The sequence below is a fragment of the Methylorubrum sp. B1-46 genome (assembly GCF_021117295.1).
Lineage (GTDB): Bacteria > Pseudomonadota > Alphaproteobacteria > Rhizobiales > Beijerinckiaceae > Methylobacterium.
Window position 1 is genome coordinate 1,497,510 of the sequence record NZ_CP088247.1, and the last position, 13,385, is coordinate 1,510,894.

A 13,385-nucleotide genomic window follows, 5' to 3' on the forward strand; every position below is an offset into this window, starting at 1 on the left:
GTTGCCGCCGCTTCCTCCGGCCCTGCGGGCGCCGCTTCTCGGCCTTGCCGCGCTCGGCCTCGTCGGCGTTCTTGCAGCGGGCCCCGTCTCGGGGGCGATCGAGGCGCAGCAGCAGATCGCCGCTTCCCGCGAGCGGCTCGCGCGGGCGCAGGCGGCGGCGCTCCGGCCGCCGCAGCGGGCGCCCCTCGTCGCGGCGGATGCGGACGCGCTGCTCGCTGCCTTTCGCGCCCGGCTCGAAACGCTCGCCGCGGAGCGGGCCGCGGTGATCGATGCGGCCACGGTCGAGCCGGACCCGGCCGAGCCGACCCTGCCGCGCCTGCGCGCCGACCTGCGCGGCACCGCCGAGGGGCTGTACGGCCTCCTGCATGCGCTCGAGACCGAGGCGCCGCTCATGGCCGTCGAGGAGGCGGATCTGGGCGTCGCGCGGGCCGCCGATGCCGAGATCGGCCGGCCGACGGTGATGCGCGCACGCCTGACCCTGCGCGGACTCCTGCCGCCGAAGCCGGAAGCGGGAGGGCGGGGGTGATGAAGCCGGTCACAGGGCTTGGCATGAGGACATCGATGAGGCCCTCGATGCGCCCGTCGCTCGATTCCTCCCTGCGGACCCTCGCCGCCACCGGCACCGGACCACGCCTCCTGTTCGCCGCGGCGGCGGCCGTGGCTAGCGCCGCCTTCGTCTGGCCGGCCCCCCTCGATCCGGTCCCGCCCCCGGCAGCCGCGATCGCTGCACCGCCCCGTCCCGGCGAGACCGGTCTGCTACGCCCCCTGTTCGATCCCGGCCGGCGCGACTGGACCGCGCGCGGCAGCCGCGACGCGGTGCTGGAGGGCGAGCCGCACCGGCCCGTCCTGACCGTGCGGGGCATCCTGCTCGACGGGACGGCGGCACGCGCGCTGATCGACGACGGCACGCCGGAGCAGACTTGGCTCGCCCCCGGCGAGGGCCGCGGCGGCTGGCGTGTCACGGCGATCACGGCCGACGGCGTGAGCGTCGATCAGGGCGGCCATCCCTTCACGGCCGCGTTCATGGGCCGGCCGGCGATCCTGCGCCCGCTGCCGCTCGCCCCGGCCCTGCGGCGCTGACGGGCCGAGCGAAGCCGCCGCGGGAAGTATGACTTATTCCTACCGCAAGTGCTATCATGGTCGGGAGGAGTGACCATGCCGAGGATCGAGAAGAGAACCATCAGCCTACCGTCCGAGCACACCGCGTTCATCGATGCAAAGGTGGCCTCGGGCGCCTACGCATCGACCAGCGAAGTGATCCGGGCAGGCTTGCGCGCGCTCAAGGAGCGGGACGAGGCGGTCGAGCGCTGGCTGAAGGACGAGGTCGCCCCCGTCTTCGACGCGATGGCGGCCGATCCGTCCCGCGGCATTCCGGCCGAGAGCGTGTTTGCCGATATCAGGGATCGTCATGCCAAGCACCTGCGCGATCCGAAGTGACGCGGCGGGCGCTCATCATCGCCCCGGAAGCGCGCGATGATCTCAACAGCCTCTATGACTGGATCGCGGGCGCGGCCTCATCGGAGGTGGCGCTCGAGTATATCGAGCGGATCGAGCGTCACCTGGGCGGCTTCGACATGGCGGCGGAGCGTGGCACCAGGCGGGACGACGTTCGGCCAGGGCTGCGAATCGCGGGCTTCGAGCGGCGCGTGACGATCGCCTTCACGGTCGAGCCGAAGCGGGTCACGATCCTGCGTATCCTGTACGGCGGCAGGGATTGGGAGCGCGATCTGTCGGCCAACGAGGAGGGCTGATGGGCCCGGCGGCTGTGGAGCGGCGGGTTCCCTGTTCGCCTCGACCTTCGACGGCAAAGTCAGCCTCTCGATCGACGTGGGTGATGACCAGGAGTCTCGTGAGGCGCTCTGAAACGACTCTGCGCTGATCAGTCGATCATCCGCCGCAGGATCCCCTCGGTGCCCGGCAGCGAGGCCGCCATCGGCGGCGGGGCCGGCACCGGCCGGATCGGCATCATCGCCTTGAGCTGCTGACGGAAATCCTCGGCGATGCGGTCGGCCTCCGCCGTTCCGCGGATCACCCTGGGCCGGATGAACACGATCAATTCCGTGCGCACGCGCTCGTCGATCCGGTTGCGGAAGGCCGGGCCGAGCACGGGCAGGTCGCCCAGGACCGGGACGATCTCGCTGCGGATCTGGGCCTTCTCCTGGACGAGGCCGCCGATGGCGAGGCTGCGCCCGTCGTTCACCGCGACGCTCGTCGCCAGCCGCCGCTGCCGGATGGTCGGCGAGTTGATGTCCGAGGTCGTCGTCTTCACCACGTCGCTGACCTCCTGGTTGATGTCGAGCACCACGAGGCCGTTCTTGTTCACCCGCGGCGTCACCGAGAGGATGACGCCGGTATCCTTCATCTCGATCTGGTTGAGGATCGGCGCGTTCGCCGACAGGGCGCTCTGGCCGGTCTGTTGTACGATCGGCACCTGATCGCCGACCTGCAGCTTGGCGGTGCGGTTGTCGAGCACGGTGATGTTGGGCGAGGAGATGACGTTGACCCGCGTCACGCCCTGCAGCGCGTTGAGCACGACGTTGAAGTCGGCGGCGTTGAGCAGATAGTTGAAGCCCGGCACGCCCCGCGCCGCGGCCTTGATGAGCGCGTCGGTGCCGGCGATGGACCCGTTGCCGAAGGTGTCCTTCTGGATGTTGTTGAACTGCGAGCGGCCGTTGTTCAGGAACCACTGTACACCGAAGCGCAGGTCGTTGTTGAGGGTCACCTCGGCGATCACGGTCTCCAGCAGCACCTGGGTCGGCATCGCATCGAGGCGGCCGAGGATGCGCAGGATCTTGTCGTACTGGTTGCGCGTGGCCGAGATGACGAGGCTGTTGTTGGCCTCGTCCGCCACGATGCCGATGGCGTCGCGCCGTCCATAGCCCCCGCCATAACCCCCGCCATAGCCGCCCATCGTGCCCGGATCGGCGCCGTAGCCCCCCGCAGATGGTGCCGCGCCGTAGGTCGAGGCGCCGCCTGCGGCACCCGGCGCGAGGCCGGCTCCGGCCTGCCCGAAGCCGTGACCGGACGAGGCCGAGCCCGCCGCAGATGCCCCCGCTCCGAACCCCGAACCTCCCGAGGGCTGGTTCGAGAAGGATTGCGCCGAGGCTTGGCTCCCCGAGGCCGCCCCTGCGCCAAGGGTCGACGGGTCGCCGTATCCGGCCGCCCCAATGCCCGTTCCGGACATGTCCGAGCCGATGCCGCCCCCGAAGCTGCCTGCCCCGAAGCTCCCTGCCCCGAGGCCCGCCCCTCCGAAACCCGCGGTTCCAATGCCGGTGCCGACCGGCATGCCGGTCTCGGCCGCGACGACGCCCTGGAGCACCTGCGCCAGTTCCTTGGCCGAGCGGTTCTGGATGCGGTAGACGAAGAGCTGTCGCTCCCGCTCGGCGGCGAGCGATTCCAGTTGCTCCAGCCAGGCGCGGGCACGGTCGAGATAGACCGCGCGCGAGCTGACCACGAGGATCGCGCTGAGCGCCTCGTTGGGCACGAACCGGATCATGTCGCCGGTCCCGGCGGCCTCCGCGTTGAAGATCTGCGAGAGGTCGCGGGCGATGGTGCGGGGATTGGCGCTGCGCACGGGCAGCATCGCCGTCGACATGCCGCGCATCCAGTCGACGTCGAACACCTCGATGGTCTGGCGCAGGGCCCGGATCTGCCCGGCGTCCCCCGACAGGATCAGCACGTTGCGCGTGCGATCGGCCCGCAGCAGCACCTCGCGCGGGGCGACCGAGGCGAGGATGGCCTGCATCTCGGCCGCCGCGATCCAGCGCAGGGGGACGACGACGGCCCCGGCCTCCGCGCCCGGCCCCTGGACCGGCTGCACCCCCGTGCCGCCGGCCGGCGCGATCAGGGCCGTGCGCCCCCGGCGGCGCAGGACGAGCCCCCGGCTTCCGAGCGCGGTCTCGAACATCGCCAGCAAGGCGTCGCGGGTGACGGGGCCGCCCGTCTGCAGGGTGAGCGTGCCCGAGGCCCGCTCGTCGAGGGTGTAGCCCCAGCCGAGGGTATCGGCGAGGACCGCCTTCGCCGCCACCGGCAAGGGGGCCTCGACGAGGTTGAGCGTGACCATGCCGCCGGGGAGCGGGGCGCGGACCGGGGTCTCGCCGCCCACGAACCGGTCCGTGCCGTGCACGACGATCCCGGCCGATCCCCGCCGCGCGGGCTCGGGCGCCGGAGCGGCCGGATAGGCGCCCCCCAGCGGTTCGGCGGCGAGCGCCGCGCCAGCGGCGAAGACGAGCGCCGCCCCGACGACATATGCCCCCCACCTCATGCCGTCGCCGATCCTTCGCACCCTGGCTTGTTCGCTGACCGGAACGTTAGGGATTTATGGTTAACGAGTTGTTGAGGGGCGACTTCTCCCATTTCACACGACTGATTAGCACGCCACGCCTTCGCGATTTTTCAATACAAACCGAAAACAATGACAGCGACATTAAGCGTATACATTGTCGACCCGTGCCGGTTTTTCTGCCTATTTGAGCAATAGGCAGCCCATAAGATTCGCCTTTCAAGGTATCATTTGTTGCAAATTCCAAGACTGATCGGCGCTTCGGCTTCCTCGCTACGGCCGGGAGCCGCGCCGCAGCCCGTCCATCCTGCGAGTTTGTTTCGAATATTCTTCTGTACCACCCTTACGCCCGCCGCCCGCCACTCACTAATGCACAATGTTGCCGTTTCGATTTGGAAACAGAATGAGATCCCCGCGGGAACAGATCCTCACAAACCGTTCCAAAAATACTCGGTTTTGATGTTTTGAGGCAGGACCCGATCTTGCAATCCGATCCTTAGACTTCATTCAGGATATCGGACGAGGTTTCGGCCTTGCAGAACAAGTCTTACCCCTCGTCAACTTTTCCCGACCATCATTTGCAAAGTTCAGCGCGACCGCCTGTCGCCTCTCGATCAATGCTGAAGATGTCGACGAAAATCATTGCAGTGGGTTTCTGTCTTGCCCTGGCCGCCGCTCTGCCCCTGTCCATGCCGGTCGGGGCCGAGCCGGCTCCGGCGCCGCGCAGCGAACTCGACGCGTTCCTCTGGCCGGGCACCGCGCCGCCCCGGCGGCTGGACCAGCATGGCGACCGATTGCAGCCCGAATCCCTGCGCGACCGGCTCGTCGTCGTGTCCTTCGTCCACGCGGATTGCACGATCGCCTGCGCCGTGCGCGTTCTCGACCTCGACAAGCTCGCGCAGGCGCTACCGGCGCCCCTGCGCGAGCGGGTGACCTTCCTGAGCATCGGCACCGATCCCGCCCGCGACGACCCGGCGCGCCTGCGCGCCTTCGCCGAAGGCTTGGTCGGCAAGGCGACGCGGCTGCGCTTCCTCGACAGCGACGCCGCCTCGACCGCGGCGCTCGCCGCGGCGCTGCGCTACCCACCCGCCGCCCTGCCCGAACCGCCGCCGACCATCCTCGTCTTCGATCGGACCGGCCGGATGGCGATGGCCTACGGCAGCGATCCGCTCGACGGGCCGCGCCTGCTGCAGGACCTCACCCTCCTCGAAACCTTCGAGAACGGAATCGGCCGCCCGGCGCGCGGCGCGGTCCGCGATCCGGCCTGATCTTTCAATCCAAAAGGGGGAGTACATCATGACACGACCGAATCCGGCCGAGGGCCGGCGGCGGGCGCGCGCCCGCCGCACGGCCCTGTTCTCGGCCACCATGCTCGCGAGCGGGCTGCATTCCGCCGAAGCCGCCCGCTTCGGCATCGTCGTCAACCCGGTGCAGGACCCGCTCTTCGCCGGCCTCCAGATTCCCGACAGCGCCCCGACCCTCGGCATGTGGTCGGGCGTGCGCGAATGGCCGCTGAACGCGATCCATATGGGCCTCTTGCCCACCGGCAAGATCGTGTCCTTCGGGACCGCGAGCGGCAAGCCCGAAATCCAGGACGGGCGCACCTTCGCCATTTGGAATCCCTATACCGGCCTGGACCGCAACAGCCACGTGATCCTGCCGGGGCCGCGGCGGGTCAACAGCTTCTGCGGGGCGCAGGCCTTCCAGGCGGACGGCTCGCTCCTGATCCCCGGCGGCATCTTCGAGGACGGCAACGACAGGGGCAGCGCGGTGCTGAACGCGGCGGCCGACAAAGTCACCGCCACGACGGCGCAACTGGCCAGCGACCGCTATTATTCCACCATGCTCACCCTGCCCAACGGCCAGCAAGTGATCGTGGGCGGCTCCTATCCCTATCTCGGCGGATGGGCCGATCCCAACGGCGACATCGGCCGCGGCTGGATGACCGGGATGACCCCCGAGGTCTACGACGGCACCCGGTGGCGCAGCCTGTTCGGCGCCAACAGCCGGGCGGCCTTCGGCCCGGACTTCAACCGGTTCTGGTATCCCCGCGCCTGGATCGCGCCGAACGGACAGGTCTTCGGCATCTCCTCCGAGACGATGTGGTACCTCGACACGGCCGGGAACGGATCGGTCCGCACCCTGCCGTTCCGCGAGGCACAGCACGAGGCCCGCACGGCCATCGAGGCGCCGAATGTCGGGCCGAACTCGACCGCCGCGATGTACGAGCCCGGCAAGATCATCCAGGTCGGCGGCAACGCCTATTCCAACGGCGAGGGCTTTCTGTCGAGCAGCCGCGCCACGCTGATCGACATCAACGGGGATACGCCCGTCCTGACCGAGACCGCGCCGATGAGCACGGGACGAAGCTGGGCCAATGCGACGGTGCTACCCACGGGTCAGGTGCTCGTGACCGGCGGCAGCCGGTACAACGATCGCGGCGGCGGCGACGTGGTGCTCTCCAGCGAGAGCTGGGATCCGAAGACCGGCCGCTGGTCGGTCGGCGCCTCGGGCGCGGTCTATCGCGGCTACCACTCCTCGGCCCTGCTGCTGCAGAACGGGGCGCTGGTCATCGCCGGCGGCGGCGCGCCGGGCCCCGTCGTCAACGAGAACGCCGAGTTCTACTATCCGCCCTACCTGTTCACGCAGGTGGACGGCCGCGCCGTTCTGGCGCCGCGTCCGCAGATCCTCAGCCTGACGACGAACCGGCTGCAATACGGCCAGACGATGCAGTTCGAGCTCGGGTCGCGGGACGAGATCGCGGAGGTGGTGCTGATCGGGCTGAGCCAGGTCACGCACAGCTTCAACTTCACGCAGCGCCGCTACCCGGTGACCTTCACCCAGACGGATCAGACCGTCTCGCTCAAAGGCCCGCCCTCCGGCAACGTGGCACCGCCCGGCTATTATCAGCTCATCGCGATCGACCGGAAGGGCGTCCCCTCCCCCGGCGTGATCCTCGCGGTCGGCCCGGTCGCGGCGCCGCCGCAATCGACGACACCGATCTTCGGCACCCCGGCGACGCCCGGCGGGACCGGCCCGATCGCGGATGGCGGCCCGGGGACGGGCGGCCCGAGTCCGGGAACCAACCCCGGAACCGATCCCGGAACAGGGCCCGGCAGTGCGCCGGGCACCGACGGGATTCCGCTCAAGGCCGCGCATTCCGGGCTGTGCCTCGCGGTGCCGGCCGGCAACGGCAACGATGGCGCACCGGTCACCCAGCAGGCCTGCACCGGCACCGCCGAGCAGCTCTGGCGGGTGCGAGCCACCGCGGGCGGTTCCGCGCTGGTCAACGCCGCCAGCGGCAAGTGCCTCGACATGAGCCTGGCGCGCCTGCCGGCAGGCCCCGGCACGCAGGTGTTCCAATGGGCCTGCCACGGCGGCACCAACCAGGCCTGGACGACGCGGGCGCAAGGCGGCGGCAACGCTTATATCTCGGTTACCGCCAACCTCTGCCTCGATGTGCTCGGAGCCACGCCGCAGGTTGGAGCCGGGACGGTGGTGTGGGCCTGCCACGGCGGCGGCAACCAAACCTTCTCGGGCACTGCCACCGGCGGCGGAGCCGGCAACACGGCCGGCATTCCGCTCAGGGCCGCGCATTCCGGGCTGTGCCTCTCGGTGCCGGCCGGCAACGGCAATGACGGCGCACCGGTCACCCAGCAGGCCTGCACCGGCGCCGCCGAGCAGCGCTGGCGCGTCCGGGCCACCGCGGGAGGCTCCGCCCTCGTCAACGCCGCCAGCGGCAAGTGCCTCGACGTGAGCCTGTTGCGGCCGCCGGTCGCCAACGGCACGCAGGTCTTCCAGTGGGCCTGCCACGGCGGCACCAACCAGGCCTGGACGACGCGGGCGCAAGGCGGCGGCAACGCTCTGACCACCGCGGCAGCGCCCAATCTCTGCCTCGACGTCCTCGGGATCGCACCGCAACCCGGCGCGACGACGGCGGTGTGGGCCTGCCACGGCGGCGGCAACCAGACCTTCTCCAGCGCCACTCTCACCCAGTGAGACCCGCGCCCCGCCGACGCCGGACACGGCGCGGCGGGACGCTCCGACGGGGAGAGCGAAGCCGTGCCCGATCCCGTGCTTGCGGGACGCCGGCCTCACAACGATCCGAAAGGAATGCGTCGTAGCATCGGCCGATCCGGAAGCGAGAGGACCGACCGGCAGACGATGGGGAGCAGGAGCCGCCCATGAGCGACGGAGCGAGAGCATCGTCCCGAAAGGCGGCCGCCGGCTTTCGGACAGCGACGACGCGACGACAAGAATGCGGGTGCGACGGCTTCACGCTGATCGAGATGCTGGTGACGCTGGCGATCCTTGCCGCCGCCGTCGCCCTCGGGACCCGCTCCGTCGTCCTGGGCGAGACCGCGCGCCAGCCGGGCCGGATCGCCGACCGGGTCGCCGCCGAGATCGACCGGCTGCGGGCCGAGGCGCTCCGCACGGGCCGGACCGGCCGCCTCGTCTACGATGCGGAGGCGGGCCGCTTCCTCAGCTCCCGTCCGGGCGCCGCGCCGATCCCGGCCGAGTCCCTCCACGTCAGCGTCGCCGTTCCGCCGTCGTCCTGGGGGGCACCGGGCGAGATCAGGCTCCTGCCGGACGGCAGCGCCTCGGGCGGCCGCATCGTGCTTGCCGCGCCGGGGGCAGGGTTTGGGGCGACCGTGACGGTGGCGCCCCTGACCGGCCGCGTGCGCCGGGAGCCTCAGCCGTGAGCCGGTGGCACCGATTGCAGCGACGTCTCCGGTCGATGCGGCGCGCCGGCTCCGGGCCGGCGCAGCCGGCAGAGACGGAGGCGGGCTTCACCATCGCCGAAGTGCTCGTCGCCTTCGCGGTGGCGAGCCTCGGCACCCTGATCGCCCTGGAGATCGCCGGCATGACCGCCACCGGCATCCGGCGCCTCGACACGGCCCGCGTCAGCCTCGACGAGGCCGAGGGCATCGCCCTGCGCCACGCCGCGGCAGGCCCGCTTCGGCCCGGGCTGAGCCGGGGCGCCTTCTCGGACGGCCGGGCCTGGACGCTTCGCGTCACCGACACCCGTCCTGCTTTCGGCCGGATGCAGGTCCCCCCGTTCTTCCTGATCGAGGTGTTCCGGGGCGAACCGGGGAGCGAGGCGATCTACACCACGCTGGTCTCGGGGGAGCCCGATGGCCGAAGCTGAGTCGGAGGCCGGCTTCACCCTGATCGAGATGATCGTCTGCCTCGCGCTCGCGGCACTGCTCGCCACGCTGCTCGTCGGCGCGATCCGCGTGGCGGGCACGGCCACCGCGGCGGCCGGCGCCGTCGCGACCGCCGAGGAGGTGCAATCCGTCCGCGAGCATCTGCGCCGGACGCTCGGCAGCCTCACGCCGCGTCGCATCGACGGGACCGGCCCGGTGCTGCAGGGCGGGCCGGACGGCCTGCGGGCCGCGATCGGCGCCGATCAGGCCCTGGAACGACCGCTCGATCTCACCGTCGCCCTCAGCGGTCTTGCGCGGGGCGACGGCCGTTTCGATCTCGTCGAGAGTCGCGCGCCGCTCGAAAGCCTGCCGGGCGCCGTGCCCTCGGGCGACCCCGCCGCCCCCTCGGAGGTTCTGCTGCACGGCATTACCGGCCTGTCGATCCGCTATTTCGGGACGCTCAAGGACCGCACCCCGCCGACTTGGCATCCGGCCTGGCAGCCGATTGGAGACGCGTCCGGCCGCCTGCCCGGGCTCGTCGAGATCCGGATCGCCTTCGCCCCCCGTGACCCGCGGCGCTGGACCCCGCTCGTCATCGCCCTCGGCAACCGGCGATGAATCCCTCCTGGATAGGCAGGCCCGGCACGGGACAGGGGCGGGAGGGAGAGGCCGGCTTCGTTCTCCTGTCCGTCCTCGGCATCCTCGCCGTGGTGAGCGCGATCCTGGCCGGGGCGCTGCTTCAGGTCCGCTCCGGCACGGCCCTGACGCAGGCGCGCGGACGGATCGTCCAGCTCCAGGGCATCGCCGATGGGATCACGCGCCTGATCGCCTACGATCTCGGCGTGCGGCGGGCCTATCGTCTCGCCGGCCTCGACTTTCCCGAGGACGGCACCGTCGTGGCCTGTCCCTTGGGCGGCAGCCGGACCGCCTTCGTGTCGTTGCAGGACCAGGGGCGCCTGATCGACCTGAACCGGACCCCGCGGCCGGCGATGGAGGACGCCTTCCGCCGGCTCGGCGTGCCGGACCGGACGGTCCTCGCGGTCGCCGCCGAGATCGTCGATTACCGCGACGCCGACGACGTCCCCGAACCCACGGGCGGCGCCGAGCGGTCGCAATACCGCGGGCGCGGTCTCCCCTGGGGGCCGCGCAACGCGCCCTTCGCCAGCGTGGACGAGATCGAGCGGCTTCCCTCGATGACACCGGACATCGCCGCGATCCTGAGGCCGGTGCTGACCGTCTACAACGAGGGCGGCCGCTTCGATCTCGCCGCCCTCGTGGCGCGGCTGCGCCCCTCCCACCTCGACGGGTCCTTGCGCCAAGCCGGGCCCGTCCCGTCCCCGCGCCAGTACTTCCGGATGTCGGTCGTCGTCGAACAGGCCGGGACGCGCGCGGGACGCTCGGCAATCTATGCGCTGGGCGGCACGCGCACGGGCACGGATTTCCTGAGTTGGCAGCAGGCCTCGACCGTCACGACGGCGGCCGCCCTCTCGCACCGCGCCTGCGCGACCGTCGCGGCCGCCCTGAGGGCGGGCGGCCCGGAGTGACGCAGGCGGGACGGAGCCGGCCCATCGACCGGAGGTGGTCTCAGCAAGCCCGCGCGGCGCTTGAGCGGTGACCCAATCCGCCATCCCGAAGGGATCAGCCGGATTTGGTCTGAGACGGGCGGCACCCGCCCAGGCCGTCGCGCCCACCGACCGCCTTGCGCTGGATCAAGGCATCCGTGCCGGGCGGCCGGCAAGGATGGCGCCGTCGAGCGGAAGGGGAAGCCCCAGGAGGCGAGATTGGCTTACGCGAACATCCTGGTCTCGGTCGATCTCGGCGGGGCCGCCGCGGACCGCGTCCGGCTCGCCGCCGGCCTCGCGCGGCGCTTCGAGGCGACGCTGACCGGGGCCGCCGCCTGCAAGGTGCCGGCACCGGACTACGTGCGCGATATCGGCGAGATCGACGACGAGGAGCCGCACTTCGAGGAGAAGGCCCGCGCCGCGCTCGCGCAGGCGCGGGATCTGTTCGAGCGCTCCGTCGACGCGCCGCTGCGCCGCGACTGGCGCGAGGCCCTGGCCGGCCCGATCACCCATCTCGTCGAGCAGGCGCGGGCGGCCGACCTTGTCGTGGTGGGACGCCGCGGCCCCGAAGACGCCGCGCCCGGTGCCCTCGGCGTTTCGCCCGGCCCCGTCCTGATGGAGGCCGCCCGCCCGGTTCTGGTGGTGCCCCCGCGCGTCGAGCACCTTCGGGGCGCCCGGATCGTCGTGGCCTGGAAGGACGGCCTAGAGGCGCGCCGGGCGGTCTCGGCCGCCCTTCCCTTCATCCGCGAGGCGGATCAGGTCTTCGTCGCCAGCACCGGCGAGGGCGCCCATTACGAGGGCGCGGAGGATGTGGCCGGCCACCTCGCCCGCCACGGCGCCTCCGTGACGACGCACCTGCTGCGCACCGTCGTCAGCGACGGCGACGAGATCCTGCGCTTCGCCCTGAAGCAGGAGGCCGACCTGATCGTGATGGGCGCCTACGGCCATACGCGCCTGCGCGAGTGGCTGTTCGGCGGCGTCACCCACGAGATGCTGCAACGCAGCCCCCTCCCTTGCCTGATGTGTCACTGATGCGCCGACCGACCGCCCTCTCGATCCTCGCCCTCGGCCTGATCGCCCTGCCGGCCGCGGCCCAGGCCCTCGATGCCCGCGCCCAGCGCGGCGAGACCATCGCGCGGACCCACTGCGCCCGCTGCCACGCGATCGGCCGGGTCGGCGCGAGCCCCCTGGCGGAGGCGCCGCCCTTCCGCGAGCTGCACCATCGCTATCCCGTCACGGATCTGAGCGAGGCGCTGGCCGAGGGCATCACCACGGGCCACCCGTCGATGCCGGAATTCCGGCTCGATCCCGACCAGGCGCAGGCGCTGATCAGCTATCTTCAGACCCTCGAACGATAGAGCATCGTGCCGGATATCAGATCCGGCACGATGCTCTATCCTCTTGTTTCCGCATCGCCTTTTTCCGAAAGCCGGTGACCACCTTTCGGGACGATGGGCTAGGGGCCTCAGTTCGCCGCGAGATGTTCGAGCCGGGCGGGGTCCAGCAGGCGCACCCCGCCGGGCACGATCAGGATCGCCTTCTCCCGGTCGAGCCTCGTCAGCATCCGGCTCACCGTCTCGATGGTGAGGCCGAGATGGTCGGCGATGTCCTGGCGGCCCATCGGCAGCTCGACAGTGACGGAATCGTGGCCGATGCGGCCGTAGCGCGCGCGCTGGCCGAGCAGGAAGCTCGCCACCTTCTCCTCGGCGGTGCGTCGGCCCAGCAGCATCATGTGATCCTGTGCCAGCGTCAGCTCGTGGCCGGCCCGCTCGTAGAGGCGCTGCAGCAGGTGCGGGGTCTGCGCCACGAGGCCGGCGAAGGCGCGCCGCTCGAACCGGCACAGCGTCGTCGGCGCCAGCGCCTCGGCGGTGACGGTGAAGCGCTCCGGCAGCGCGAGGCCGAGGAAGTCGCCGACCATGGCAAAGCCCATCACCTGCCGCCGCCCGTCCGGCAGGAGCCGCGACAGGCGCAAGGCGCCCTCGGTGACGTTGTAGACGGCGCCCGCCCGGTCGTCCTGCTGGAACAGGGCCTGGCGCGGATCGAGATGGACGGTCTGGCTCAGCGCCTCCAAACCGGCGAGTTCCTCGTGCGTCAGGGCGGCACAGACGCTGACGAGGCGGACCTTGCACGCGGCGCAGCCGCTCTCCGACCGGTCGTGGACGCAGGCGTGCCCGACTGAAATCGGCTGGACACCGCTGCTCTCGGCAGAGCCTTGCATCGGAGACCTCCCGCCCGCGGCACGCTCAAGCCGATTCAATAGCCTGCGCCTGCGCCGCTTGTGAAGTCGAAACCGGGCCCGGCCGAAACGCGTCGAGGATGAGGTACGGATCAGGCCGCCGCATTACGGCGACGGGCGCGCGACCTTTCTTCCGGATGCGCCCTTTCTTCGTTCTC

General features: G+C 71.1%; 14 protein-coding genes. 12 read left to right on the plus strand and 2 right to left on the minus strand.

Translation table 11 applies throughout. The annotated features are described in order from the left end of the window. Window position 1 precedes the first annotated feature (1 nt). The 4 genes from LPC10_RS07030 to LPC10_RS07045 all read left to right on the plus strand — a co-directional run bounded on the left by LPC10_RS07030 (window position 2) and on the right by LPC10_RS07045 (window position 1,751). Window positions 2-526: a GspMb/PilO family protein gene (locus tag LPC10_RS07030; protein ID WP_231346056.1), complete on the plus strand. Its 525-nt coding sequence runs from the start codon at window positions 2-4 to the stop codon at window positions 524-526. A 35-nt stretch (window positions 527-561) separates the two neighbouring features. After that, a complete protein-coding gene (locus LPC10_RS07035) occupies window positions 562-1,080 on the plus strand; it encodes a hypothetical protein (protein WP_231346057.1) in 519 nt (172 codons plus the stop codon). A gap of 75 nt (window positions 1,081-1,155) precedes the next feature. Continuing rightward, window positions 1,156-1,437: a type II toxin-antitoxin system ParD family antitoxin gene (locus LPC10_RS07040; protein ID WP_231346058.1), complete on the plus strand. Its 282-nt coding sequence runs from the start codon at window positions 1,156-1,158 to the stop codon at window positions 1,435-1,437. Next, complete coding sequence (locus tag LPC10_RS07045; protein WP_231346059.1) at window positions 1,434-1,751, plus strand: type II toxin-antitoxin system RelE/ParE family toxin; 318 nt, start codon at window positions 1,434-1,436, stop codon at window positions 1,749-1,751. Before LPC10_RS07040 ends, LPC10_RS07045 begins: the two co-directional genes overlap by 4 nt. Window positions 1,752-1,879: 128 nt before the next feature. Here LPC10_RS07045 and gspD read toward each other — a convergent pair whose 3' ends face one another. Continuing rightward, window positions 1,880-4,264 (minus strand): type II secretion system secretin GspD, encoded by a 2,385-nt coding sequence (gene gspD / locus LPC10_RS07050; protein ID WP_231346060.1) that lies wholly within the window; start codon window positions 4,262-4,264, stop codon window positions 1,880-1,882. Between the two features lie 644 nt (window positions 4,265-4,908). Between gspD and LPC10_RS07055 the strand changes: the two genes are divergently transcribed. The 8 genes from LPC10_RS07055 to LPC10_RS07090 all read left to right on the plus strand — a co-directional run bounded on the left by LPC10_RS07055 (window position 4,909) and on the right by LPC10_RS07090 (window position 12,349). Next, window positions 4,909-5,550, plus strand: coding sequence for an SCO family protein (locus LPC10_RS07055; protein ID WP_231346061.1), 642 nt, complete (start codon window positions 4,909-4,911; stop codon window positions 5,548-5,550). Window positions 5,551-5,578: 28 nt separating this feature from the next. After that, on the plus strand, window positions 5,579-8,281 hold the full coding sequence (locus LPC10_RS07060; RefSeq protein WP_231346062.1) for an RICIN domain-containing protein: 2,703 nt from the start codon (window positions 5,579-5,581) through the stop codon (window positions 8,279-8,281). 185 nt (window positions 8,282-8,466) lie between these two features. After that, window positions 8,467-8,985, plus strand: a complete 519-nt coding sequence (locus LPC10_RS07065) for a GspH/FimT family protein (RefSeq protein ID WP_231346063.1) — start codon at window positions 8,467-8,469, stop codon at window positions 8,983-8,985. A gap of 35 nt (window positions 8,986-9,020) precedes the next feature. Then, the gene (locus LPC10_RS07070; RefSeq protein WP_231346064.1) at window positions 9,021-9,431 is read left to right on the plus strand and encodes a type II secretion system protein; all 411 of its coding nucleotides are present in this window, start codon (window positions 9,021-9,023) and stop codon (window positions 9,429-9,431) included. After that, complete coding sequence (locus LPC10_RS07075) at window positions 9,418-10,047, plus strand: prepilin-type N-terminal cleavage/methylation domain-containing protein (RefSeq protein WP_231346065.1); 630 nt, start codon at window positions 9,418-9,420, stop codon at window positions 10,045-10,047. Before LPC10_RS07070 ends, LPC10_RS07075 begins: the two co-directional genes overlap by 14 nt. Further along, window positions 10,044-10,973 (plus strand): general secretion pathway protein GspK, encoded by a 930-nt coding sequence (locus LPC10_RS07080; RefSeq protein ID WP_231346066.1) that lies wholly within the window; start codon window positions 10,044-10,046, stop codon window positions 10,971-10,973. The genes LPC10_RS07075 and LPC10_RS07080 overlap by 4 nt, the downstream gene beginning before the upstream one ends. A 237-nt stretch (window positions 10,974-11,210) precedes the next feature. Beyond that, window positions 11,211-12,023 carry a universal stress protein gene (locus LPC10_RS07085; protein ID WP_231346067.1) on the plus strand — a complete coding sequence of 271 codons (813 nt, stop codon included), beginning with the start codon at window positions 11,211-11,213 and terminating at the stop codon, window positions 12,021-12,023. Continuing rightward, window positions 12,023-12,349 (plus strand): cytochrome c, encoded by a 327-nt coding sequence (locus tag LPC10_RS07090; protein WP_231346068.1) that lies wholly within the window; start codon window positions 12,023-12,025, stop codon window positions 12,347-12,349. Before LPC10_RS07085 ends, LPC10_RS07090 begins: the two co-directional genes overlap by 1 nt. 107 nt (window positions 12,350-12,456) lie before the next feature. On the opposite strand, the gene LPC10_RS07095 is transcribed toward LPC10_RS07090, so the two are convergent. Next, complete coding sequence (locus LPC10_RS07095) at window positions 12,457-13,209, minus strand: Crp/Fnr family transcriptional regulator (RefSeq protein WP_231346069.1); 753 nt, start codon at window positions 13,207-13,209, stop codon at window positions 12,457-12,459. Window positions 13,210-13,385: the final 176 nt, after the last annotated feature.

Coding starts and splice junctions, on each gene's coding strand:
- LPC10_RS07035 (WP_231346057.1), top strand. CDS start 562: ATGAGGCCCTCGATGCGCCCGTCGCTCGATTCCTCCCTGCGGACCCTC.
- LPC10_RS07040 (WP_231346058.1), top strand. CDS start 1,156: ATGCCGAGGATCGAGAAGAGAACCATCAGCCTACCGTCCGAGCACACC.
- gspD (WP_231346060.1), bottom strand. CDS start 4,264: ATGAGGTGGGGGGCATATGTCGTCGGGGCGGCGCTCGTCTTCGCCGCT.
- LPC10_RS07055 (WP_231346061.1), top strand. CDS start 4,909: ATGTCGACGAAAATCATTGCAGTGGGTTTCTGTCTTGCCCTGGCCGCC.
- LPC10_RS07060 (WP_231346062.1), top strand. CDS start 5,579: ATGACACGACCGAATCCGGCCGAGGGCCGGCGGCGGGCGCGCGCCCGC.
- LPC10_RS07065 (WP_231346063.1), top strand. CDS start 8,467: ATGAGCGACGGAGCGAGAGCATCGTCCCGAAAGGCGGCCGCCGGCTTT.
- LPC10_RS07070 (WP_231346064.1), top strand. CDS start 9,021: ATGCGGCGCGCCGGCTCCGGGCCGGCGCAGCCGGCAGAGACGGAGGCG.
- LPC10_RS07075 (WP_231346065.1), top strand. CDS start 9,418: ATGGCCGAAGCTGAGTCGGAGGCCGGCTTCACCCTGATCGAGATGATC.
- LPC10_RS07080 (WP_231346066.1), top strand. CDS start 10,044: ATGAATCCCTCCTGGATAGGCAGGCCCGGCACGGGACAGGGGCGGGAG.
- LPC10_RS07090 (WP_231346068.1), top strand. CDS start 12,023: ATGCGCCGACCGACCGCCCTCTCGATCCTCGCCCTCGGCCTGATCGCC.
- LPC10_RS07095 (WP_231346069.1), bottom strand. CDS start 13,209: ATGCAAGGCTCTGCCGAGAGCAGCGGTGTCCAGCCGATTTCAGTCGGG.